Source organism: Aminobacter sp. BE322 (genome assembly GCF_050433525.1).
Lineage (GTDB): Bacteria > Pseudomonadota > Alphaproteobacteria > Rhizobiales > Rhizobiaceae > Aminobacter.
Genome location: NZ_JBNPXB010000012.1, coordinates 84968 through 107730, shown reverse-complemented (window position 1 = coordinate 107730; position 22763 = coordinate 84968). Strand labels below are relative to the sequence as shown.

19 protein-coding genes and 2 pseudogenes are annotated in these 22763 nt (G+C 61.8%); 10 read left to right on the top strand and 11 right to left on the bottom strand.

Annotation, left to right across the window (positions count from 1 at the left end):
• The first annotated feature begins 81 nt into the window (after positions 1–81).
• The 3 genes from J2X50_RS17250 (at position 82) to J2X50_RS17240 (ending at position 3723) form a co-directional block, all read left to right on the top strand.
• A complete protein-coding gene (locus J2X50_RS17250) occupies positions 82–1584 on the top strand; it encodes an NCS1 family transporter (protein WP_026227907.1) in 1503 nt (500 codons plus the stop codon).
• Positions 1585–1766: 182 nt separating this feature from the next.
• Complete coding sequence (locus J2X50_RS17245) at positions 1767–2732, top strand: Gfo/Idh/MocA family protein (RefSeq protein ID WP_429096754.1); 966 nt, start codon at positions 1767–1769, stop codon at positions 2730–2732.
• A 1-nt stretch (position 2733) separates the two neighbouring features.
• Positions 2734–3723 carry a Gfo/Idh/MocA family protein gene (locus J2X50_RS17240; protein ID WP_429096752.1) on the top strand — a complete coding sequence of 330 codons (990 nt, stop codon included), beginning with the start codon at positions 2734–2736 and terminating at the stop codon, positions 3721–3723.
• A 76-nt stretch (positions 3724–3799) separates the two neighbouring features.
• Here the strand turns inward: J2X50_RS17240 and J2X50_RS17235 are convergent, their stop codons facing one another.
• The 8 genes from J2X50_RS17235 to J2X50_RS17200 form a co-directional block, all read right to left on the bottom strand.
• A complete protein-coding gene (locus J2X50_RS17235; protein ID WP_429096750.1) occupies positions 3800–4966 on the bottom strand; it encodes a hypothetical protein in 1167 nt (388 codons plus the stop codon).
• Between the two features lie 117 nt (positions 4967–5083).
• A complete protein-coding gene (locus tag J2X50_RS17230) occupies positions 5084–6067 on the bottom strand; it encodes an ABC transporter ATP-binding protein (RefSeq protein ID WP_429096748.1) in 984 nt (327 codons plus the stop codon).
• Positions 6067–7080, bottom strand: coding sequence for an ABC transporter ATP-binding protein (locus J2X50_RS17225; RefSeq protein WP_429096747.1), 1014 nt, complete (start codon positions 7078–7080; stop codon positions 6067–6069). The genes J2X50_RS17230 and J2X50_RS17225 overlap by 1 nt, the downstream gene beginning before the upstream one ends.
• A gap of 10 nt (positions 7081–7090) precedes the next feature.
• On the bottom strand, positions 7091–8008 hold the full coding sequence (locus J2X50_RS17220; protein WP_429096745.1) for a dihydrodipicolinate synthase family protein: 918 nt from the start codon (positions 8006–8008) through the stop codon (positions 7091–7093).
• 19 nt (positions 8009–8027) lie between these two features.
• Positions 8028–8936 (bottom strand): ABC transporter permease, encoded by a 909-nt coding sequence (locus J2X50_RS17215; protein ID WP_429096743.1) that lies wholly within the window; start codon positions 8934–8936, stop codon positions 8028–8030.
• Complete coding sequence (locus J2X50_RS17210; RefSeq protein ID WP_429096740.1) at positions 8902–9861, bottom strand: ABC transporter permease; 960 nt, start codon at positions 9859–9861, stop codon at positions 8902–8904. Before J2X50_RS17210 ends, J2X50_RS17215 begins: the two co-directional genes overlap by 35 nt.
• Positions 9862–9954: 93 nt before the next feature.
• The gene (locus J2X50_RS17205; RefSeq protein ID WP_429096739.1) at positions 9955–11541 is read right to left on the bottom strand and encodes an ABC transporter substrate-binding protein; all 1587 of its coding nucleotides are present in this window, start codon (positions 11539–11541) and stop codon (positions 9955–9957) included.
• Complete coding sequence (locus tag J2X50_RS17200; protein WP_429096737.1) at positions 11538–12269, bottom strand: FadR/GntR family transcriptional regulator; 732 nt, start codon at positions 12267–12269, stop codon at positions 11538–11540. The genes J2X50_RS17205 and J2X50_RS17200 overlap by 4 nt, the downstream gene beginning before the upstream one ends.
• Positions 12270–12512: 243 nt before the next feature.
• Here J2X50_RS17200 and J2X50_RS17195 point away from each other — a divergent pair, with 243 nt between their 5' ends.
• The 6 genes from J2X50_RS17195 to J2X50_RS17170 all read left to right on the top strand — a co-directional run bounded on the left by J2X50_RS17195 (position 12513) and on the right by J2X50_RS17170 (position 20725).
• Complete coding sequence (locus J2X50_RS17195) at positions 12513–14063, top strand: putative N-acetylmannosamine-6-phosphate 2-epimerase (protein ID WP_429096734.1); 1551 nt, start codon at positions 12513–12515, stop codon at positions 14061–14063.
• Positions 14064–14129: 66 nt separating this feature from the next.
• Positions 14130–15278 (top strand): N-acetylneuraminate epimerase, encoded by a 1149-nt coding sequence (locus J2X50_RS17190; RefSeq protein ID WP_429096732.1) that lies wholly within the window; start codon positions 14130–14132, stop codon positions 15276–15278.
• Positions 15279–16471: 1193 nt separating this feature from the next.
• Positions 16472–17527, top strand: coding sequence for an ABC transporter substrate-binding protein (locus tag J2X50_RS17185; protein ID WP_429096730.1), 1056 nt, complete (start codon positions 16472–16474; stop codon positions 17525–17527).
• 25 nt (positions 17528–17552) lie between these two features.
• Positions 17553–18674 carry an ABC transporter ATP-binding protein gene (locus tag J2X50_RS17180; RefSeq protein WP_429096727.1) on the top strand — a complete coding sequence of 374 codons (1122 nt, stop codon included), beginning with the start codon at positions 17553–17555 and terminating at the stop codon, positions 18672–18674.
• Between the two features lie 4 nt (positions 18675–18678).
• Positions 18679–19911, top strand: coding sequence for an ABC transporter permease (locus tag J2X50_RS17175; protein WP_429096725.1), 1233 nt, complete (start codon positions 18679–18681; stop codon positions 19909–19911).
• A 4-nt stretch (positions 19912–19915) separates the two neighbouring features.
• Positions 19916–20725, top strand: coding sequence for an ABC transporter permease (locus J2X50_RS17170; protein WP_429096723.1), 810 nt, complete (start codon positions 19916–19918; stop codon positions 20723–20725).
• A 277-nt stretch (positions 20726–21002) separates the two neighbouring features.
• Here the strand turns inward: J2X50_RS17170 and J2X50_RS17165 are convergent.
• From J2X50_RS17165 to J2X50_RS17155, 3 genes and pseudogenes are all read right to left on the bottom strand, one after another.
• A pseudogene (locus J2X50_RS17165) lies at positions 21003–21200 on the bottom strand (IS6 family transposase); the annotation flags it as partial.
• Positions 21201–21398: 198 nt separating this feature from the next.
• The gene (locus J2X50_RS17160) at positions 21399–21836 is read right to left on the bottom strand and encodes a TA system VapC family ribonuclease toxin (RefSeq protein WP_429096722.1); all 438 of its coding nucleotides are present in this window, start codon (positions 21834–21836) and stop codon (positions 21399–21401) included.
• Positions 21833–22060: a CopG family transcriptional regulator gene (locus J2X50_RS17155; RefSeq protein WP_192320871.1), complete on the bottom strand. Its 228-nt coding sequence runs from the start codon at positions 22058–22060 to the stop codon at positions 21833–21835. Before J2X50_RS17155 ends, J2X50_RS17160 begins: the two co-directional genes overlap by 4 nt.
• 126 nt (positions 22061–22186) lie before the next feature.
• Here J2X50_RS17155 and J2X50_RS17150 point away from each other — a divergent pair.
• Positions 22187–22644 (top strand): annotated as a pseudogene (locus J2X50_RS17150) (IS6 family transposase); the annotation flags it as partial.
• Positions 22645–22763 lie beyond the last annotated feature (119 nt).

Here is a 22763-nt window from a genome sequence, read left to right as displayed (position 1 = left end):
GAAATCTGGTGCAGGCCTAAACCAACTGGCCGCCCAATCTTCAGACGTGGGGAATTAATACAATCAAAAGTGGAGGTTACCGTGACAATTGCAGCCCAAGCGGGCGCGATCGAGCGTGAGCGCAGCACGCTCATCGAAGAATCGATCCTGCCCACGACACTTAGCCAGCGACCGATCAGCATGCTGGGATACGCCTGGATCTGGATCGGCATCGCCGTCATTATCGCGACATTCTCGCTCGGCGCCACTGGCGTCGGCGGTGGCATTCCTTTGTCGACCGTCATCTTGACGATCTTTCTTGCCAACATCGGCATCGGCTTGTTCATGCTGCTCACCGCCGATATCGGCACCGAGCACGGGCTTCCCTTTGCCGTCTATCTGCGCGCGCCCTTCGGTATTCACGGAACGCATTTGCCGGCGATCTCGCGCGGTCTCGTCGCCTCAATGTGGTTCGGCATCCAGACCTATCTTGGAGCTCTGGCGCTGAACGGCATCGGCTCGCATTTCCTCGGCTTCGATAACTGGTTCGTCTGGTATGTCGCCTTCGGCATCGTGCAGGTGGTCAACACAGCTTGCGGCATCAAGTCGATCGAACGCCTGGCAGCGCTCGCGGCCCCTTGCATCATCGCGATCTCGCTATGGATGTATTTTACCCTCGAAGGCATCGCCCAGACCAAGGGCATCAACATCTGGAATTTCCATGCCCAGGGCGAGATGTCGCTGCTGGTGCTGTTCATCGCCAATCTAGGTTTCTGGTCGACCATGGCGATCGACATTCCCAACCTGACCCGCTTCGTCAAGACCGAGCCAGGTTCGAAAACCTTCCTCAAGCGCAACAAGAGCATCTTTGCAGCACAGCTGATCGCCTTGCCGGTCACGCAGGCAATGATAGCCGGCATCGGCGGCGTGTCGTTCATCGCCACTGGCAACTGGAACCCGATCGAAGTCATCCAGGCGCAAAGCCAGGGTTTTGCGCTCATCATGCTGCTGGTGTTGGTGGTGCTCGCCCAGTGGTCGACCAACACGGCCGCCAACCTCATTCCGTCGGCCTTGACGCTGGTCAACCTGTCGCCGCGCCACGTCAACTACAAGGTCGGCGTGGTGCTCGCCGGCATCATCGGCACGCTGTGCTTTCCATGGCTGATCCTTGACAACCTGTTCGTCTTCCTCGGCTATTACGGTGCATTCCTGTCGGCGATCGGCGGCATCATGACGGCCGACTATTACCTGATCCGTCGCCGTCGGGTGAACGTGCCCGACCTCTATCGCATGAACGGGCAGTTCCGCTATTCGGGTGGCATCAACTGGGCGGGCATGATCGCCTGGATTGCCGCCGGCAGCGTCGCGGCCTGGTATTCGAGCTACGCTTTCATCATCGGCTTTCCGCTCGGTCTCGTTCTCTACTACGTTCTGATGAAGATCGTCGTGCTGCCGCGCAATCCGCAGCAGGAAATCGAAAGCGGCTTTGATGATCGCTTCCTAGCCACGTCCGTCGGCAAGAGCTGGGTCTATACCGGCAATGGCGATTTCCAGCGGGCGGGTTCAGCTGAATTAGGTGCTGGCGACGGTCGCGAGGATATGTAGCCGAAAACATCGCCATGCAGACCAGCCATGCCACGGCGGAATAGGCGTGGCATGGCTCTGACTTTGCGGGCCCGTCCTTAGCTCGGGCGTCTAAATGGTGGCCCGGCAGCCTCTATGACTTGCATTGGTCGTATCGTATAGGATATAAGGCATCCACTTATCCTATATCTTACGGCTCCCATATGAAACTGGCCTTTCTCGGTGTTAGCCACTGGCATTCGACGATGCATGCGAAGGCCGCGCTGGCGGCGGGAGCGGAGATCGCCATGGCTTGGGATCCGTCCGCGGAAGCGGTACGGCTCTTTGCCGACAAGTTCGGCTGCGCGGTGGCGTCGAGGCTGGATCAGGCGCTTGCCGGAGCCGATCTCGCTGTTGTCATGGGGCGTCCGTTCGAAATAGCCGAACGCGGGCTGGCCGTCATCGAGGCTGGCGTTCCGCTGCTGATCGAAAAGCCGATAGGCATTTCGGCTCGGGCCGCCGATCCGCTTGTCGCCGCCGGCCAGGGCAAAAATGCCTTTGTCGCCGTAGCGCTGCCGCACGGGCTCGGCATGATGGCGGCACTGCGCGACCTCGATACGGCCGGCCGTCTCGGGGCGATCTCGCATTCGCATTTCCGCCTCATCAACGGTCCGCCACAGCGTTATGTCGATGACGGCGTCGGCTGGGTTCTGGATCGCGCCATCGGCGGCGGTGGCGCCCTGCGCAATCTGGGCATCCATGGCATCAACGCCTTCCTGACGCTTGCAGGCGATCAGAAGGTCGATGTCGTTAGCGCCTCGTTCGGTCGCCCGATCCACGGCACCGAGGTCGAGGACTATGCGGCCGTTGTGCTCAGTGCGGCCGATGGCACGCTGGGGCTGGTCGAGGCAGGTTACACCTTCGCCTCGATGAAGCGCGGCATCTTCGAATGGCGCGTCTCGGCGAAGAACGCCACGCTCAGCGACTTCGGCGACCGCATCGCCCTTTCCACGCTCGACGACGAGGGCCAGCGCGACCTGCCGGTTACCCCGCCGGCGCGCCGCTACGACGACGTCATGACTGATACGCTGAAACGGCTAGCCCAGGGACGGCCGCCGGCCGTGTCGCTCGCCGATTGCCGCCGCGCCATGGCAATCATCGACCATTGCTACGAAATTCAGGGAGTCTGACATGCTCAGGGTTGGCATCATTGGCGCGGGCCATTTCGGCGCAGCACATGCGCAGGCGCTGCGCTCGGTTACGGGCGCGACGCTGGTAGCAGCCTGCCGCAACGACGCCGAAGGGCTGAAGTCGTTCACCAACGAATATGGCGGCAGGGGCTACCTCGACTATCGTGACATGCTCGCCGATCCTGAGGTGGACACGGTCGTGGTGGCGCTGCCGCATCACCTGCACACCGACGTCGCCATTGCCTGCGCCGAGGCCGGCAAACACATCATGATCGAAAAGCCGCTGGCGCCGACGGTCGCCGAGTGCCGCAGGATCCTCGCCGCCGCCGACAAGGCCGGCGTGACGCTGATGCCGAGCCACACCATGCGCTTTTCGCTGCCGTTCCTGGCGGCCAAGCGGCTCATCGACAGCGGTGAACTCGGAGCCATGCGTTATGGCTCCAGCCGCATGATCAAGCTCTGGATGGAGGGCAACCGCCGCGACTGGCACCTCGATCCGGCCACCGGTGGGGGCATGCTGTTCACCGCCGGCATCCATGCGCTCGACCGGCTTCTGGCATTCGCCGGCCGCCGCGCCACCCATGTCAGTGCCATCACGGCCACGACATTCCACCAGCAAAAGGCGGACGATGCGGCACTACTGCTCATTCGCTTCGGCGACGAGGCGGCAGGGCAGGTGGCCAGCATCGGCTACGCCGACGGCGCCTTCATCTCCGGCGACGAGCTGGTGTTCGACAAGGGCGTGCTGACGGTTGACTTCTTCAAGGGGGTTTGCCTCGGCCGCGATCTCAAGTGGCAGCAGGTGGAGGATTCCATCGAGCTGGACGTCGCTGGCCAGGGCCTCATCCGTCAATGGCTGGCATTCGTTCAGGCTGTCAGCACAGGAACCAGGCCGCCACTAACAGGTGAAGACGGCATGCATGTCGTTGCCTGCATCGAGGCCGCCTTCAAGGCCTCGCGAGAGCGTCGCGAAGTGGCGGTGGAGGCGTAAGCCTAACCGCATCGGCCGGACATGAAAGAACCCGCTGTCCGAAGGACAGGGGGTTCTTCCTTTGTCTTGGCGACTTTTAGTCCGCGACGCTGCCGATCCACACTTTGGGCGAACGGATGCCCGGGCGCATTTCACCGGAAGGCAGGATCAGCTTGCCTTTCCATGTCACCGGCTGGGTGGTCACGGGCGCAGCACCCGGGAAGAAACCGGCCTGGCTCCATTTGCCGTCCTTGGCGTCGTAGGCGAGGATCTCGGTGTTGAAACCGAGATGATGGTCGGCAAGGAAGGTCAGCGCTGTGTTGACCTTCTCCCATTCCGGTGTGCCCTTTTCGTGCTTGGCGCGTTCGGCCTCGAGACCGGTGAGCAGGTTCCAGCGCTCAACGTTCTTGTCGCCGCCGACGATCACCATATAGCGGTCGTCGACGCCGAAGGCCTCGCCGGCCATTGCGGTGAAGGGCATGTCGGGCAGCTTCTCCCACGCTTGCTTTGCGGGGTCGAAAGCGTAGGCGTCGTTGTGGACGTACCATACGTCGTCCTTCTTGTTGCGGCCGGTGGCGACGATGAACTTGCCGTCTACTGCAGCGGCAACAGCTGTGTCGCGCGGTTCGCCTGGCAGCGGCAGCAGGGCCTTCCAGCCGGCGTCGAGCTTGTCGAGGTCGAGCGCGTAAGTGTCCTTGCCTGTCTGGTAGTAGATCGTGCGGCCGACCAGGGCTGCGGCACCATAGCTGCTCGGCGCCGGCAGCGGCGGATAGGCCTTGAACGTCACATCGTCCTTCTTCGGGTCGAAGCTCATCAACATGACGTCGGCGAACTTCTCCACCTTGGCGAGCTTGTTGCCGTTGGGGGCCTCGTTGAAGCCTTCGCCGCCGATTACCAGAACGCCCTCAGGCAGGACGACGGTCGCGGCGTAGCCAAGTGCCGCCGGCAAGGCGAAGTGCTTCTCGTTCCAGTAGACTTTGCCGAGCGTGTTGGCCTCGTTCGGCATCTTGCCGGGTTCAGGGAAATTGGCGCCGCCGCCGACCAGCAGATAGTCGCCATGGACGCCGGCGATCGGGCCGGCTAGGCCAATCTGCCGCCAGTATTTCTCCTTGACCGGAATGGCGTCGTTCCAGGCGGCGGTGTTGGCCGGCACCGAAGGCAGCTCTTTCCAGGTCACCGAAACGCTGTCGGCAAATGCGGGCGCAACCCAGGCAAGTGCGAGGCCGAGGCTGGCACTGGCGAGATATTTCGAAAGTCTTGGCACGCTTCTTCTCCCTTTTTTTGGCAAAACCTTTCCCATCGGAGCGTGCCGCTTGTTGGGCCTGCCCCGCCAACTCGGGACCGTGTCGTCCCGTGAAGCCCTCTTGATGTGCTGCCGCGTTCAGGCGCCTACCGGCACCAGGCTTCCCTCCAGATCGTCGCGGATGCAGGCCTTGAAATGTCCCGGTGCTACCTCGCGCAGATCGGGCACGGTGATGGCGCAGGCGTCGAGCGCACTGGGGCAGCGTGTGCGGAAGACGCAGCCGCTCGGCGGATTGGCCGGGCTCGGAATGTCGCCCTTGAGGATCTGGCGTTCGGTCTTAGCGTCGGGGTCGGGCGAGGGGATCGCCGACATCAGCGCCCGCGTGTAGGGGTGCTGCGGCCTCGCATAGAGGTCTTCGCTCGACGCGATTTCCATGATGCGGCCGAGATAGAGCACGATGACCCGATCGCAGATATATTCGACCACCGCGAGGTCATGCGAGATGAACAGCATGGTCAGCCCAAGCCGCTGCTGCAGGTCGCGCAGCAGGTTGACCACCTGCGCCTGGATCGACACGTCGAGTGCGGAGACCGGTTCGTCGGCGACGATGAATTCGGGGGCAAGCGTCAGCGCCCGGGCAATGCCGATGCGCTGACGTTGGCCGCCTGAGAACTCGTGGGCGTAGCGGTTGATGGCGTCGGGCGGCAGCTCGACCTGTTCGAGCGCCTTGCGGGCGCGTTCGACGCGCTCCTTCTTGGTACCGATGCCCTGGATCTTCAGCCCTTCCATGAGGATCTCGCCGACTGTCATGCGTGGTGACAGCGAGGCGTAGGGATCCTGGAAGATGTATTGCATGCGCGGCCGTTTGCGCCGCATCTCGCCGGCCGAAAGCTTTGTCAGATCGGCGCCGTCGAAGACGATCTCGCCAGAGGTCGGCTCGATCAACCTCAGCACCGAACGGCCAATGGTTGTCTTGCCGCTGCCGGATTCTCCGACCAGCCCGACAACCTCGCCCTTGGCGATATCGAACGAGATGTTTTCGAGGATCTTCAGGGTAGTGCCGCGCGTCGCATAGTGCTTGGCCAGACCGCGAACGGACAGAAGGGGAGCGGGGCTCGTCATCAGGCGATCTCCTGCCAGCGGATACATCGGCTGCCGTGGCGCTCGTTGACAGCGGCCAGTTCGGGCATGGCTGCCCGGCATGCGTCGATGGCATAGGCGCAGCGCGGCGCGAAGGCGCAGCCAACAGGCATGTTGGCAAGGCTTGGCACCATTCCGGGGATGGCGTTCAGCGTCTCGCCAGCGCGCTTCATGGCGGTGGCGGCGCCGAGCCGCGGCATCGATTTGAGCAGGCCCATCGTGTAGGGGTGGCGCGGGTTGCGGAAGACCTCGGCGACGGGGCCGAATTCGACGATGCGGCCGGCATACATCACCGCCACGCGGTGGGCGATCTCGGCGACGACGCCGAGATTATGGGTGACGAACAGCATGCCCATGCCGCGCTCGCGCTGCAGGTTCTGCATCAGGTCGAGGATCTGCGCCTGGATGGTGACGTCGAGCGCGGTCGTCGGTTCGTCGGCAATCAGCAGTGTCGGGTCACAGGCCAGCGCCATGGCGATAGTGGCGCGCTGACGCATGCCGCCCGAAAGCTCGTGGGGGTACTGGCTGGCACGGCGGCGCGCATCGGGGATGCCGACCTTGTCGAGCAAGTCGACGGCGGCCTCCAGCGCCTTACGCTTTCCGGTTCCGCGATGAACGCGGATCGGCTCGGAGATCTGATCGCCTACGGTGTAGACCGGATTCAGGCTGGTCATCGGCTCCTGGAACACCATGCCGATGTCGTTGCCGCGGATCTGGCGCATCGCTTCCTCGTCGAGCTTGACGAGGTCTTTCAGCTTGCCGTCCTTGCCGCGGAACAGCACCGAACCGGCGTCGATCGAGCCCACCTTGCGGGCCAGAAGCCGCATCACGGACAGGCTGGTCACCGACTTGCCCGAACCCGATTCGCCGACAAGCGCAACCGTCTCGCCAGGGTGAACGACGAGGTCGATGCCGTTGACAGCGGCAATCTCCCGGTCGCGCACCCGAAAGACGGTCCGCAGGCCCTTGACCTCGAGAATGGGTTCGGGGGTCATCTGGTCACTCTCAGCCAAGCATGCCGACCGAGCGCAGGATCTCGTCGACCTTGCGTGTTTCGGCATCGTTGAGCGGGGAGCGGGGCCGCGCCATGACGTTGGTCGAGATGACACCGAGGCTGCGCATCGCGGTCTTGAAGCCACCAACCCCGGTCGCGCCGCCGCTGACGCGGCCTGCTGCTACCCAAACGATCTCGAACAGGCGGCAAAGCCGCTCCTGCTCCTTGCGCGCCGCATCCCAGTCGCCGCGCTGGGCAGCGTCCCAGAGGCGGACATAGCCGGCCGGATCGACATTGGCGAGGCCGGGAACCACGCCGTGCGCGCCCATCTGCAGCGCATTGTCGACGACGATCTCGGAGCCGGTCATCAGGAACACGTCCTTGTTGCCGGCGAGGTCGCTCAACGCATAGCGGAAGTTGCCGTCGTCGCCGGACGAGTCCTTGAGGCCGATAATGGTGCCTTCGTTGGCCAGCGTCACCACGGTCTGGCGCGCAAGCTTGGTGTGGACGCAGACCGGGATGTCATAGGCGATCAGTGGCACATCGACTGCGTCGCGGATCATGCGGAAATGGTCGATCGTCTCGGCCTGGCTGGTGAGGGTGTAGAAAGGTGCGGTGACCACGACGGCATCGACGCCGACGGACTTTGCCGTCTGGGCATGGCGGATGACGCGGTCGGTGGTCGGGTCGATGACGCCAGCGATGACAGGCACGCGGCCGTTGGCGACCTTGACGGTGTGTTCGAGGATTTTGCGACGCTCGGCATCGTCATAAAACACCACTTCGCTGGTTGAGCCGAGCGCGAACAGGCCGTGGCAGCCGCCGTCGATCAGATATTTGAGGACGCGGGTGTAGGACGCGTAGTCGACGGAAAAGTCGTCGTTGAGCGGTGTGACCACGGGGGGAATGACACCAAAGAATTTCGACATATCAGTTCTCTTTCACGGTTCAGTTGAGTTCAGCACGAGGATCGAAGGCATCCCTCAGACCGTCGCCGATGAAGTTGATGGCAAGCACAGCGATGACCAGCGCTCCACCGGGGAACAGCCATTGCCAGGGGAATTGTTCGAGCACCGCCGTCGAGCGCGCCGCATTCAGCATGTTGCCCCAGCTCGCGGCCGGCGGCGGCACGCCGAGCCCGAGGAAGGACAGGCCGGCTTCGAGCAGGATAGCGTTGGCGACCTGAAGCGTGGCGTAGACCATCAGGATGTCGATGGAATTGGGCAGGCCGTGGCGGAACAGCAGGTGGCCGAGGCCCGCACCCATGCCGCGCGAGGCCATGACGAATTCGCGTTCGCGTAGTTCAAGCAGGCGAGCGCGGATCATGCGCGACAGCACCGGCCACGACAAAAGCGCGATGACGAAGACGGTCGACCAGATGCCGGAGCCGACGATGGAGGCAAGCACCAGAAGGAAGATGACCGGCGGCAAAGTCATGGCAAGGTCGACCGTGCGCATGGCGACTGCGTCGGTCCAGCGGCCGCCAAAGGCCGACAGCGCGCCGACGAGGAAGCCGATCGCCGTCGAGATGACCACGGAAGAAACCGCGACCAAAAGCGAGATGCGGCCGCCTTCGAGCGTGCGGGCGAGCACATCGCGGCCGACGCCGTCGGTGCCGAACCAGTGCTTCCACGACGGTCCGGCGTTCATAGCCAGAAGGTCGATATCGTTGGGCTTGTAGGGCAGCCACAGCGGGTAGGTCAGCACCGCAAACAGCAGAGGCACCAGCAGCACCAGGCCGAACATGGCCGCGCGGTTCTGGACAAAACGGCTGGTGGCGCGGGCCAGAGGGCCTGTCGATGATATGGTCAGGACGCTCATGTCAGGCCACCTTGATGCGCGGGTCGATGACCGCATAGGCAAGGTCGGTCAGGATGTTGACGATGATGACGCAGGCGCCGATGACCAGGGTCGCGCCCATGATGACGGGATAATCGCGCGTCTCGACCGAGTTGATCAGCAGCAGGCCCATCCCCGGCCAGTTGAACACGCTCTCGATGAAGATCGCGCCGCCGACGGCAAGGCCGATGGTCGAGCCGATGAGGGTGACGACCGGCAGCAGCGCATTGCGCAGCGCGTGCTTGGTCACGACCCAGAACTCCTTGACGCCCTTGGCGCGGGCGGTGCGCACATAATCCTGGTTGAGCACTTCGAGCATCGAGGCGCGCATGTAGCGCATGATCAGCGCGGCATGGCCGATCGACAGAACGACTGCCGGCAGGATCAGGTGACGCAGCAGATCGCCGACAGAAAAATCGGCCGCCGGCGTCAGCATGCCACCAGACGGCGCCCATTTGAGCCGCACCGAAAAGACGTAGAGGCCGAGAAGGGCGGTGAGGAAGGCGGGACTCGAAATGCCGAACATGGCGAGTACCGAGAATGAATAGTCGGGCAGCGAATTGCGGCGTACGGCGCTGACGATGCCGGAGGCGATGCCAATGACGATGGCGATCGAAAGGCCTGCCCCCATCAGCAGCAGCGTAGGGCCGATGCGCGCCACGATCAGGCCGGATACCGTCTCGTTGAAGCGTTGCAGCGAATGGCCGAGATTGCCCTGAACAGCCTGCGACAGCCAGGCGAGATACTGAATGGGCAGCGGCCGGTCGAGACCGAGCTGTGCGCGCAACGCGTCCATCGCTTCCTTCGACATGGCGACGTTAGGATCGATGTAGGCGTCGATCGGGTCGCCCGGCGTCAGCTGCAGCAAAACGAAGATGAGCATCGTCAGCGCGAGCAGCATGCCGAGCCCGATCAACAGGCGATGGAGGCAATAGCGAAGCATATGGGTTCAGCACCCTGTCGAGCGAGTTGACGAGACTTCCGAAAAAGGTGGGGACGACCACTGGGATAGTCGCCCCCCGGGAGGGAAGTTGGCCTATTCCGCGATCGACCACTTTTCAGGGTGGGCCTGGTAAGGGCCGCCGGCCGGAGCCGGGATCCAGACGAAGTCCTTGAGCTTGTCGGAAGCCACGCCGTAACGGTTGGCGACCCACATCGTGCCCCAGGGCAGGTTGGCGTTGGTGGCCTTGCAGACATCCTGGTAGCGCGCGTCACGCTTGGAGGCGTCGGTCTCGGCCAGCGCCGCGTCGAGCGCGTTGGTCACCTCGGGCATGCGGATGCGCATCAGGTTGGCGCCGGCCGGCGGGATCTGCTTTTCGTTGAGACCGATGTTGATGTTGGAGGCATCAGGGCCGTTCTGCAGACCGGCATAGATCAGCGGGAAGTCGCCGGCTTTGTCCGACTGCTGGTAGACGATCGAGTTGTAGGTCGGCGTGTCGACGGCGCGTGGCACGATGTTGATGCCGACCTGGGCAAGCATCGCCTGCACGGCGGCGAGCACGTTGGTGGCCAGCGGCGAGGTGTAGTAGGTCAAGATGGTGATCGGCTTGTCGCCGTTGATCTTGTCCCAGCCGGCTTCAGCCAAAAGCTGCTTGGCTTTCTCGGGGTCGTAAGCGTACTGGTCAATGCCTTCCGGAACCAGCTGGTCTGCGACATAGACGCAGTTCGCTGGCTTGGCGGCACCGCCATAGAGGCTCTTGATGATGGCGTCGCGGTCGATGGCGTGCATGAAGGCCTGGCGTACCTTGAGGTCCTTCCAGATCGGCACTTCCTGATTGAAGCCGACATAATTGACGACATAGGAGTCGCCTTCGATGACCTTGAACGCGTTGTCGCCGTTAAACGTCGAGACGTCGTTGGAGTCGACGTAGGTGAACTGGATCTCGCCCGAACGCAGTGCGGCGATCGCTGCCGCCGGGTTGGCGAAGTAGCGGTTGATCAGCTTTTCGGCTGCCGGCTTGCCACTTCGGAAATCGGGGTTGGCCGCGAGCTCGACATACTGGTCGGTGACATATTTGGTGAACTTGAACGGGCCGGTGCCAACAGGCGAGGTCGACCACCAGGCGTTCTTGGCGATCTGCTCGGCCGGGATCGAGGCCAGCGCGTGTTCGGGCAGCATCATCAGCTTGGTCAGCGTGTCAAGCATGCTGGGGGACGCGGCGCTGAGCTTGACCACGACAGTGCGCTCGTCGGGCGTCTCGACGGCTTCGATCGCTCCGAGGCGCGCGGCGAAGACGGAGCCGGCCTTTTCGTTCTTGGCGAGATCGATGGTGAACTTCACGTCCTTCGAGGTGAAGGGCTTGCCGTCATGCCACTTGGTGTCGGCCAGCTTGAAGGTATAGGCCTTCTGGTCGGGGCTGATTTCGTAGGACTCGGCGAGCGCGCCGATCACGTTGGCCAGCTTGTCGTCATAGATCACCAGCGGCTCGAAATAGGTGACGAGCCAAGTGAAGCCGCCCGTTGCGGCAAGCGGGTTGAAGTTGCCCTGGAAGCCGCCCGGACCGACGTCGAAACCGCCGGAGATGGTGGCGCCCTGGGACATTGCGGGCAAAGTGGTGGCCGCCATGCCGCCGAACAGCGCAGCCGACAAGGCAAACGCCGAGATCATCGTCCTCAATTTCATGTACTCCTCCCATTGGATGCGTTGGTCTTATTATGGGCGATCACGCGATTGATCCCCGCATAATGCTTGTCGAGCCGGTCCTTGGCGCCGGCGAGATCGCGAGCCTCGACCGCATCGACGATGGCCGCGTGGTCGCGCCAGGTCTGCATGGGGTCGGAGTTCTCGAGATTGACGAAGTCGGAAGCCTTGTAAAAAGCCAGCCAGAACACCTCGATCAGGCGCAGTAGCACTTCATTGTCCTGGCAACGGAACAGAAGCTGGTGGAAGTGCCGGTCCTGGTCGGGAAAGCTCTCGCCGCGTTCGGCATGCGCCTTCATCTGGGCCAGCGTCTCACGCAGCTCGCGAATATCTTGGGGACCGATCATCTCAATTGTCTTTTCGATCAGCCCCACCTCGAGAGTCTGACGGATAACAATCACTTCTTCGATCTGTTTGAGTGCGCTGCCCAAGCCATAGGCGAGGTTCTCGAGCAGGGGCTCGAAGGAGAAGGCCTTGACGAAGACGCCGATGCCGCGGCGCGACTCGAGCACGCCCACCGATTCCAGCGCCTTGATGCTCTCGCGCACCGAATTGCGGCTGACACCCAGCTGGACAGCCAGGTCGCCCTCGGGCGGCAGCGGCGCGCCAGCCTCAAGCCCGTTGTCGTCGATATAGGCGCGAAGGCTCTCCTGCACCGATACATGCAGAAGGGGGGCTCTTTTCAGCGGCTTGATCGATTTCAGGCTCATCATCGTCTCCGGTTGCCTGCGGGCGGTCCGAAAAAACAGCTACGAGCGGTTAATTACCCACTTGTAGGATATCTGTCAATTGGATATTAGATGCCCACTTGTTGTTCACGGCGCAGGAATAGCGCAGATGCTGGATCGACCGAAGCGCAAACCCCATCGCGGCCCGTTTCCGTGCAGTCATTCCACAGCTCTTGTCGATCTTGAGCCAGCGTTGCTCCACAAGCGCGCAGGAGGCATTGGGCGGTGACTTCGTCGAAAACCACATCTGAAATCTTAGCCGGCCTTCGTGGCGGTCTCGTCGTATCGTGTCAGCCGGTGCCGGATGGCCCCTTCGATACTGTCGAAGCCGTGGTCGCCTATGCCCGTGTCGCAGAATCCAGCGGGGCGGTCGGCCTGCGCGTTGAGGGGGCACGCAATGTCGAGGGTGCGGCCAGGGCCAGCAAGTTGCCCGTGATCGGGCTCATCAAGCGAGACCTCAGTGACAGCCCTGTCCGGATCACACCCTATTTGGAGGATGTCGAGGCTTTGGTGCGGGCTGGCGCGGCAATCGTCGCGGTGGATGCTACCGAGCGGCAGCGTCCAGTACCGTCGGCGGAGCTGATTGCCACCGTCAAGCGGCTCGGCGCCGTTGCCATGGCCGACATCTCAAGTATGGGGGAAGCGCGAGCAGCGCTCGCCGCAGGGGCCGATATCGTTGGCACCACCATGTCCGGCTACACTGGGCCTGACCAGACGCCTGTGCTGCCCGACCTTGAACTGGTGAGAAGCTGCGCTGCCCTTGGTGCGCCGGTACTGGCCGAGGGGCGCTACAATTCGCCTGAGCTCGCCGCCGCCGCCATTCGAGCCGGCGCGGACGCAGTGGTTGTTGGCTCCGCCATCACTCGGCCCGAGCACATCGTCAGCTGGTTCAAGCAGGCAGTCGAGGCTGCGGCGCGTCCGGCCGATCCAGTGCTGGCCTTTGACATTGGTGGCACCAAGACGCTCGCCGCGTTGGTGCGAGGCAGCGAAATTCTTGACCGAAAGCTGGTCGCGACACGACGCGATGTCGGCGCGCCGGGCTGGCTGGAGGAGCTTGCCGCCCTCGCTGTCGACTGGCAGGGCAAATATTCCTGTGCCGCGGCCGCCGTCACCGGGCTCGTCGCCGACGGCAAGTGGTCGTCGCTCAACCCCGCTACGCTGGCTATTCCAGAAAACTATCCGATTGCCCAAAGGCTCGGAGCGGCACTCGGTGTTCCGGCCGAAGTCGTCAACGACGCCCAGGCCGCGGCTTGGGGCGAGTACCGTTTTGGTGCTGGGCAGGGGCGCGACATGGCCTTCCTGACCATTTCGAGCGGCATTGGCGGTGGCATCGTATGTGGTGGCCGATTACTGCGCGGCGCGCGCGGCCTCGCTGGCAGCTTAGGTCAATGCCCACGACGGACTGCGGATGTACCGGTTCGCCTCGAAGTGCTGGCTTCGGGCTTTGCCATTGCCAAGGCTGCCAGGGAAAGCGGCCGCGAGGGCGACGCCAGGGCGGTGTTCGATGCGGCCCGGGGCGGCGAAGGCTGGGCCGATGCCATCCTTTGCGAAGCGGCAGCGGAACTCGCAGCCGCGATCGCCGGGCTGCAGGCCGTGGTCGATCCGGAGCGCATCGTCATTGGCGGCGGCATCGGCCTCGCCGACGGCTTCCTTGCGCGTCTGGAAGATGCCCTCAAGGCCTACCCGAACGTCCTCATACCCAATCTGGTCCGCCCCGGGCTCGGTGTTGACGCCGGCATCATCGGGGCCGCCGATCTGGCCGGCGGATCCATGTGAGGATGTTCGGTCAGCTGGGGTGCTCACATAAAGGAGGGTAGAAAATGCATACTTCGAAATTCTCTTATGAAGACCCAAAGCTTAAGCTCCGCAGCGCTCGCCCCGTCAAAGGTTGCCGTCATGGTCGCTGAAACCTGGCCGGACTTGCCCGTCGGCATCAAGAACGGCATTGCCGCCCGTATCGGCGACACCGCCTATGTCGGTCTCGGGTCAGCGGGAACAGATTTTTATTCGCTAGATCTCGCCAATCCAGCGCTGGGGTGGATCAGGCGCACCACGTTTGCCGGGCCATCGACGAACGGTGCGGCGGTTGCTGCTGTCGGAAACAAGATTTTCGTCTTCAGCGGCAATGGCAAGGCCACTGCTGACGCCAGGTCGCCGATCATTTTCGATAGCGTCTATGCTTATGATGCCGCGTCCGACGCCTGGTCGAGCATCGACACCAAGACGCCCGCAGGCTTGTCTGGGGCCAAGGCCGAGACGCTGAGTGACGGCCTTATCGCCATCATCGGCGGCTACAACAAGGAACTGTTCGACAATTACCACGTCGACCTTGCCGCGGCTGATAAGGAGACGAACCCGAAAGGCTTCAAGCAGCTCGTCGATGCCTACATGGGAATGGCGCCGAAGGACTACCGGTGGAATACTAAGGTTCTGTCCTATGATGCTGCAGCCAATAGCTGGGGCACGCTCGGCGAAAGCCCCTATTTGCCCAATTGCGATCCGGCGATCGTCGGCCGGGGCGACAACGCCTTCCTTGTCATCAGCGGTGAGATAAAGTCCGGCCTGCGCACGGCCAACGTCAAATTGGTAACGGTCGAGGGAAAGTCAGCGACCTGGCAACAACTCGCCGACCTTCCCAAGCCTGCTGCCGACGATCGTCAGGAAGGCGTGGCCGGCGCATTTGCCGGCGAAGCGACCGGCGCGGTGCTGGTCGCTGGCGGCGCCAACTTCAGCGGAGCGCAGGCCAATGCCGATGCCGGCAAATGGTTCGCTCACGACGGCCTGAAGAAGTGCTGGCGCGACGAAATCTATGCCTTTGACGGCAAGCACTGGAAGGAAATCGGAAAGCTTCCCCGCGGGCTCGCCTATGGCGCTTCCTTCTCGACGCCCGGAGGTGTGCTTATCGTTGGCGGCGAGGACAGCGAAGGCAGGCCGCGTACGGAAGTGTTCCTGCTGAAATGGGACGGCAAGGTTCTTTCGGTCGAGAACTGAGGCCGTGCCGCCTCACCTTGGGCCCGCCACGATGTGGCGCGCAACCGCGATTGCTGAGGACAGCGCACCAATCGGTCGTCGTGATCTGCCCGTCTAACTATTGTGCTGACGACCAAGGAGCCATTTTCGCGATGGACGAGCCGACGTTTCAGTTCGTTGTCAGGCACCGCGAGCTCGTCCGGGAGCATGTCGTACAGCCCGGTACGGGCAAGGCCATAGAGGTTCTCAAAGCTCAGATATTGAGGATCAAGCAGATCGAGGACCGCAGTGCGTGGGCTTCAATTGCTACAATCTCCACGATTACAAGGAGGCGATGCATGTAGGGCGCATTCGCGCGGTACCACGGGCTGGGACCGACGGCTGGCGATTTCGTCTGGTCGGCACCGCCGCGGGAGCGCGCGATGATGTATTTGCTGGCCGACACGGTCGGCTGCAACGATGTCCTGTTCGCACGCTGCAGCGCGCCTATCTCTACGAGCCCGCCTACGGCTTTGCGAGCCACACCAACTGCCATGACAACGACGATGCGGAAAACGGGACAGCGATCAATCGATGCTCCGGCCGCTCTGGCGCAGCTTGGTCAAGGGGCGCGCGTTTTTCACCAGCGCGAAGGGCAGCGACGACACAGTCGCCAACGTAGGGCGAGTAAACGGGCGATCCGACGGGGCTCTTAAGGTCAGCAGACGCAAGCAGCAAAGCGGGTTGTCCAGACAATTGTCGACTTCCGGAACAATGGCATCATAGCGAAAGCGATGCGGCTTACGGCGACATCGGTTTGATGGATGCCCAGATCGTCACCGTGGCAGTCGCAGTGCGCATTTACCTTGGATTGACAAGAAGCGTGCCTGCAAGATTCAGCCAGTTGTCACGACACGCTGGCCTATGGCATTCGCCGATGATTTGGCCGAAATAATTGCGTGATTAATCAGTGCTCAATGCCACGACTTTGGAAACATTATCCAGATCACTATAAATATTTTTGCGAATATAATTCACACTGAAGTATATATATTTGATGATTCACATCACGTGGAAAGCGCACAATCACCGTGAAATAAGTATGCCTGATGTTCCCATGACCACTACTTATTTGAAGCGCGTCACCGTTCCCCCTAGCGTTTCCGATAACCGATGCACCGTTGGGACAGACATCCTAGGAGAGGCATCTGGGCCTATAAACAGAGGGAATGACAATGGGAAATGCATCAATCGTTCGTGGTCTCAGCCTGTCGCTGTTGGCATTTGCCATGCCGCTCCATGCGACGCCCTCCGTCGCGCAGGATGCGCTGTCGGTGATGAGCTTCGGCGGCGCCTATCAGGAAGCGCAGCGCAAGGCGGTGTTTGAAACCTACGCCGCGGGCACCGGCATAAAGCTTACCGAGCAGGAGTACGGTGGCGAGATCGCCAAGATCAAGGCGATGATCGAATCCGGCAACACCACTGTGGATGTCGTCGACGTCGATGCTCCGACCCTGCTGCAGGGTTGCGACGATGGCATTTTCGAGAAAATCGACTGGTCGGCCATCGGTCCGAAAGAGGACTGGATCGACGGCACGACGTCCGACTGCGGCGTTGGAACGATCGTTTATGCGACCACGCTCGCTTATGACGGCGCCAAGCTCGCCGATGGCCCGAAGACGATCAGCGACCTGTTCGATACGCAGAAATTCCCTGGCAAGCGCGGCCTGTGGAAGAACCCTGCAACCAATCTCGAATTCGCTTTGCTTGCTGACGGCGTGCCGCCATCCGAAATCTACGACATGCTTGCGACGCCTGAAGGCGTCGACCGCGCCTTTGCAAAGCTCGACACGATCAAGGACAGCATCGTGTGGTGGGAAGCTGGCGCTCAGGCGCCGCAACTGCTCGCCTCGGGCGAGGTGACGATGACCACCGCCTGGAACGGTCGCATCTATAACGCCAACAAGGAAGGCAAGGATTTCCGCATCGTCTGGGACAACCAGATCCTCGATTCCAACTATTGGGTGATCCCCAAGGGCGCCAAGAATGCCGCCGGATCGCTCGCTTTTATCAAGTACGCGGTCGAGCCCAAGGTTCTGGCCGGCATCACCAAGTACATTCCATATGGACCGGTGCGCAAATCCTCTGCCGAATTCGTGGCGCCGGAAGATGCCAAGAACCTGCCCACCAGCCCAGAGAACCTGACGGTTTCCCTGACGCTGGACAATGCCTTCTGGGCTGACAACGGAGACGAAATCCGCAAGCGCTTCACGACCTGGCTCGCACAATAGCGAAGGCGAGGGAAGGAGAGCATCGATGACCGCTAACAAACGAACGTCGCTGGAGACAGCCAAGGCAGTCGATGCACTCGTTCGCTTCGAGCAGGTGAAGAAGTCCTACGACGGTATCAACTTCGTCGTGAAGGACCTGAACTTGAACGTCTTGCGTGGTGAGTTCCTCACCATGCTGGGGCCTTCGGGCTCCGGTAAGACCACGACGCTGATGATGCTGGGTGGTTTCGAGCGACCGACGCTTGGTCGCATCCTGCTCGACGGAAAACCTGTCGAGCGGTTGCCGCCGGAAAAGCGCAACATCGGCTTCGTGTTTCAGAACTATGCCTTGTTCCCGCATATGACGGTGGCGGAAAACGTCGCGTTTCCACTGCGCTATCGTGGCATCACCGGCGTCGCCGCCAAGGAAAAGGTCCGCTTGGCGCTTGGGCGCGTCAGCCTCGAGGCACTGGGCGATCGCCGCCCGGTCCAGCTTTCCGGTGGCCAGCAACAGCGTGTCGCCTTGGCTCGCGCGCTGGTGTTCGAACCCTCGCTGGTTTTGATGGACGAGCCGCTTGGCGCGCTCGACAAGCAGTTGCGCGAACGCATGCAGGTCGAAATCAAGCACCTGCAGACCTCGCTCGGCATAACCATGGTCTATGTCACGCATGATCAGTCGGAAGCGCTGACCATGTCGGACCGCATTGCCGTGTTCCATGACGGACGCATCCAGCAGCTTGCCGATCCGCAAACGCTGTACAACGAACCCTCCAACCGCTTCGTCGCCTCCTTCATCGGCGAAAACAATACCTTGCCTTGCACTCTTCTGGGGCGGCAGGGCGATCTGGCAGTGGTGCGCATGCCCGATGGCACAAGCTTGAAAGCCGCCAATGCCAATGTTTCGAGTTCGAGCGGCGACGTAAGCGTATCAGTGCGGCCGGAGAACATCTCGCTTGCCGGCGACGGCATCAGCACCGATCGCAACCGATTTATCGGCAAGGCTCGCGACGTTTTCTTCCTTGGCGATCATATGCGGCTATCGGTCGAAGCGTTTGGTGGGCAGCTCGTCACCGCACGCATACCAGCAGGCCAGGCTCGGCAGTTCAAACAGGGCGAAGACGTAACTCTCCAATGCGGCGCTTCCGAATGCCGCTTGCTGGAGATGTGATGCCATGACCGATGTGGACATTGATCGCATCAACGTTTTCTTGGCCGTGCGCAGGGCCGAGCGGCCCGCTCGACGCGCCGCTTTGTCGCTTGCGCTGCCGCTAGTCGTTTTCCTGGTAGTCGTGTTCGTGGCCCCTATCCTTTATCTGCTCGTCACCGCCGTTGCGAATCCGGAAGCCGACGAGGTGATGCCGCGTACATTGGTCGCCCTCGAGAGCTGGGACGGCGCTTCGACGCCGGACGAAACTGTCTTTGCGGCACTGGCCGCCGACCTGAAGGTAGCCAAGGAAAACAGCACGGCGGCCCTGCTCGGCAAGCGTCTCAACTACGAGATCTCCGGCATGCGTAGCCGCGTGCTGGCAGCGGCGCGAATGGCTGAAAAGCTGGACGACGGTCCCTACAAGGAGAAGTTCCTTGAACTGAACAAGGACTGGGGCTCGCCCGATACGTGGGCGGTCATCAAGCGCAACGGCGCGCCGGTTACCCCGTACTATTTGCTGACCGCGCTAGATCTCAAGCAGACCCCGGACGGTTCGGTCGAACGCGTGCAGGGTGACCAGGCGATCTTCACCGATGTGTTGTTGCGCACTCTGTTTGTGGCCGGCCTGGTGACCCTGTTCACCCTGATCCTGGGCTATCCAGTCGCCTATGTTCTGACCATCGCGCCCAAGGCCATCGCCGGCATCATGATGCTTATGGTGCTGCTGCCGCTGTGGACGTCGCTGCTCGTCCGCACCACGGCCTGGGTGGTTCTGCTTCAGTCAGACGGCGTCATCAACAACATCCTCATGGGCTTGCACCTGACAACCGAAAAGCTGCAGCTCATCTTCACGCGCGTCGGCACGGTTACGGCAATGACGCACATCCAGCTGCCGTTCACCATTCTGCCGATCTACAGCGTCATGCGCTCGATCCCGGCCACGCAGCTCAGGGCCGCGCGTTCGCTTGGCGCTGGCCCGTCTTCCGCCTTCTGGCGGATCTATGCGCCGCAAACCTTGCCTGGCGTTGTCGCTGGTTGCCTAATGACCTTCATTCTGTCGCTCGGCTACTACATCACGCCAGCGCTGGTCGGCGGGCCGCGCGATCAGATGGTCTCGAACTTCATCTCAATCTACATCAACCGGGATCTCAACTGGGGATTGGCCGCCGGTCTCGGCGTTGTCCTGCTCGTTGTGACACTTGCCATCTATCTGTTGTTCCTGCGTCTCGTCGGCGCGGACAAGATCAAGCTGGGGTGACGTCATGTGGCTGCCTTCCTATGCGACCCCTTCCGAGCGCCTGATGAGGACGCTGGTGGTGGCGTTCGCCATTGCGGTGCTGCTGTATCTAATCGCGCCGCTGTTCATCGTCGTGCCGCTGTCATTCTCCAAGGATCCGTTCTTTACGTTGCCGGTGCGGGAGTATTCGTTACGCTGGTACGAGGATTTCTTCGGCAACACGCGCTGGATGATTTCCATCTTCAACAGCGCCATTGCAGCGGTTCTGACCACTGTGCTGGCGACAACACTGGGCACTCTGGCGGCGCTGGGCATCTCGCGCCTGGACTTTCCGGCACGGCGGCTGATCATGGCACTGCTGATCTCGCCGATGATCGTGCCCGTCGTTATCGTTGCGGTTGGCAGCTATCTCTTCTTCGGCCAGTTCGGCCTGACGAACACACGCACCGGCCTTGTCTTGGCGCACACCGCGCTGGCGACGCCGTTTGTTGTCATCACGGTTACGGCGACCCTCTCCACTTATGATACAAATTTGACTCGGGCGGCACTGAGCCTGGGCGCCTCGCCGCTTTCGGCATTCTTTCGCGTGACGTTGCCGAACATCATGCCCGGCGTTGTCTCCGGCGCGATCTTTGCGTTCGCTGTCTCCTTCGACGAGGTGGTGGTAGCGCTGTTCATGACGGCTGCCGAGCAGCGTACGCTGCCTGTTCAGATGTTTTCTGGAATTAGAGACCAGATCAATCCCACCATCATGGCCGCCGCTACGCTGTTGTTAGCGCTCTCGATCCTACTTTTCGCAGCGGTGGCGCTGCTTACGAGGCGCCGCCTGAGTTAGCGCCTGCAGGTGTAGCGTTAAACTACTGACTGCATCGGTAGCTTTATCGATCGGTGTTCTCGATGCCATGGCAAAGGCGCAAGACTAGATCGTCCCGTCCGAACGCTCCAAAGACTAGAACACCACAGGGCGGGGCGCCGTCCGGCTGCGGCGCCGGTATCGTCGCAACAGGACCCCCTGTCAGCACGCCCGCCGATCTGAGCTGGGGGATTGCGAAGCGGAAATGCAGGGCAGGCGGTGGCAGGTGCCAACAGAATGTCGAACGCTTCGAAATAGGATGCCATACGTCGTTCCTGCTGGGCTTCTTACGATGAAGACGACGCGCATAGTCCGGGCCGAACTTCATTGCCCATCGACGGATTGTCTCATAGGAAACGACAATGCCGCGCTCCAGCAGCATTTCCTCGACCAAGCGCAGGCTCAGCGGAAAGCGAAAGTAGAGCCACACCGCATGGGCGATGATCTGGGCGGAAAACGGTGGCGCTTGTAGCTGATGGGAGAGGTGTTCATGCGCCTGCGTTCATCGCAGCGGGTCCGAACAAGCCGTTACCCTGACAACACCGCCATCAGCTCCGTTGGCCCGACCGCATTCCCTCGCCCATAACTTTACGGTGCCGCTCAACGGCTGATCATTTGCCAGCAATGTCCGCATGACAGCAGGAGCCTGCCAAGCCTACCTTGCGGAGATGAGATGCAGTGCGGACTTGCCGCCCTTCACGGCCGCAGTCGACAGCTTGCGGTCGAAACTCGCCAGTTGGCCTCCATGCGCCTTGGCGAGCGCAAGAAGATAGGTATCGGTGACCTGTGCCGAGGTCAGGATTTTTGCGGCATCGATGTCGCCCGATCCAACCAGGCTCACATCGTCGGGCCAGAAGCTGTGTCCATGCAGGGTTCGCAACTTGGTAACGATCTGCGCGACGACAGCAGGCGAGCCGGGAGAATTGGGATACTTTGGATTGCCGACGATGCGCATGACGCCGTTTTCGGTGATGGGACAGGTGGCCCATGCAGCGTGACCGGTCGCTTTGAACCAGCCATGCGCGTCGTCATGGGCGACATGGCCAGGATCGATCAGCGCGATCAGCACATTAACATCGAGCAGGAAGGTCACGGCAGTTCGTCACGCAAGGCATTGACCATCTCAAGCGTGACAGGAGGTGCATCCGGGCGGGGCGACAGCAGAGGAATGCCATTGCGCTCCCCGCCGCCTTGCGGGCGGCGCAGCGAGCGCCGCGCGAGATCGGTGATGATCTCGCCAACGCTGCGATCCTGCTGCCGGGCCATCGCTTTGGCTGCGACGAGGACGTCGTCATCAATCGCGAGTGTCGTTCTCATATCGCCCTCCTAATTACGCATCAATCATCACGCATCATATAGAGCACCAAGGACCGGTTCTCAAGTGGCACGACGGCGTTGTCACGTTAACTTGCGGTGAGGCTTTTTCCGGATAGAGCGGAGGGTATGAGCACCTCCCCCATCAGTACAAACGCCATCGCTTTCCGCCGCAGATCATCGCCCACGCGGTCTGGTTGTACTATCGGTTTCCGCTGAGCCTGCGGCATGTCGAAGAAATGCTGTTGGAGCGCGGCATCCCAGTCTCTTATGAAACGGTCCGTCGCTGGGGCAAGAAGCTCGGGTCCGAGTACGCCCGCGGTTTGCGCCGCAAGCAGCCAAGTCGCGATGACATCTGGTACCTCGATGAAGTTGCCATCATGATCGCCGGCGAGAAGTTCGATCAGGACGGCTACGTGCTCGATGAAATCGTCCAGCGCCGTCGCAACGCCAAGGCCGCGAGGCGATTGTTGATGCGCCTGCTGAAGAAACAGGGCATCGCGCCGAAGCGCATGATCACCGACAGGTTGCGCTCCTATGGCGCGGCAAAGCGTCAGGTGATGCCGCATGTCGAGCATGCTATACACCCCTCGCCGTATATTAGCTCAACGCACTATGCCGCGACACAGGAAATGCAGGTGATGGAGACGGAGCCGGTTAAGGCATGGGCGGTTGTCGATGACACTGGCAAGATCACGCTCACCAA

Coding starts and splice junctions, on each gene's coding strand:
- J2X50_RS17205 (WP_429096739.1), bottom strand. CDS start 11,541: ATGAAATTGAGGACGATGATCTCGGCGTTTGCCTTGTCGGCTGCGCTG.
- J2X50_RS17180 (WP_429096727.1), top strand. CDS start 17,553: ATGACCGCTAACAAACGAACGTCGCTGGAGACAGCCAAGGCAGTCGAT.
- J2X50_RS17200 (WP_429096737.1), bottom strand. CDS start 12,269: ATGAGCCTGAAATCGATCAAGCCGCTGAAAAGAGCCCCCCTTCTGCAT.
- J2X50_RS17240 (WP_429096752.1), top strand. CDS start 2,734: ATGCTCAGGGTTGGCATCATTGGCGCGGGCCATTTCGGCGCAGCACAT.
- J2X50_RS17210 (WP_429096740.1), bottom strand. CDS start 9,861: ATGCTTCGCTATTGCCTCCATCGCCTGTTGATCGGGCTCGGCATGCTG.
- J2X50_RS17170 (WP_429096723.1), top strand. CDS start 19,916: ATGTGGCTGCCTTCCTATGCGACCCCTTCCGAGCGCCTGATGAGGACG.
- J2X50_RS17225 (WP_429096747.1), bottom strand. CDS start 7,080: ATGACCCCCGAACCCATTCTCGAGGTCAAGGGCCTGCGGACCGTCTTT.
- J2X50_RS17175 (WP_429096725.1), top strand. CDS start 18,679: ATGACCGATGTGGACATTGATCGCATCAACGTTTTCTTGGCCGTGCGC.
- J2X50_RS17190 (WP_429096732.1), top strand. CDS start 14,130: ATGAAGACCCAAAGCTTAAGCTCCGCAGCGCTCGCCCCGTCAAAGGTT.
- J2X50_RS17245 (WP_429096754.1), top strand. CDS start 1,767: ATGAAACTGGCCTTTCTCGGTGTTAGCCACTGGCATTCGACGATGCAT.
- J2X50_RS17215 (WP_429096743.1), bottom strand. CDS start 8,936: ATGCGGTCATCGACCCGCGCATCAAGGTGGCCTGACATGAGCGTCCTG.
- J2X50_RS17230 (WP_429096748.1), bottom strand. CDS start 6,067: ATGACGAGCCCCGCTCCCCTTCTGTCCGTTCGCGGTCTGGCCAAGCAC.
- J2X50_RS17155 (WP_192320871.1), bottom strand. CDS start 22,060: ATGAGAACGACACTCGCGATTGATGACGACGTCCTCGTCGCAGCCAAA.
- J2X50_RS17185 (WP_429096730.1), top strand. CDS start 16,472: ATGGGAAATGCATCAATCGTTCGTGGTCTCAGCCTGTCGCTGTTGGCA.
- J2X50_RS17220 (WP_429096745.1), bottom strand. CDS start 8,008: ATGTCGAAATTCTTTGGTGTCATTCCCCCCGTGGTCACACCGCTCAAC.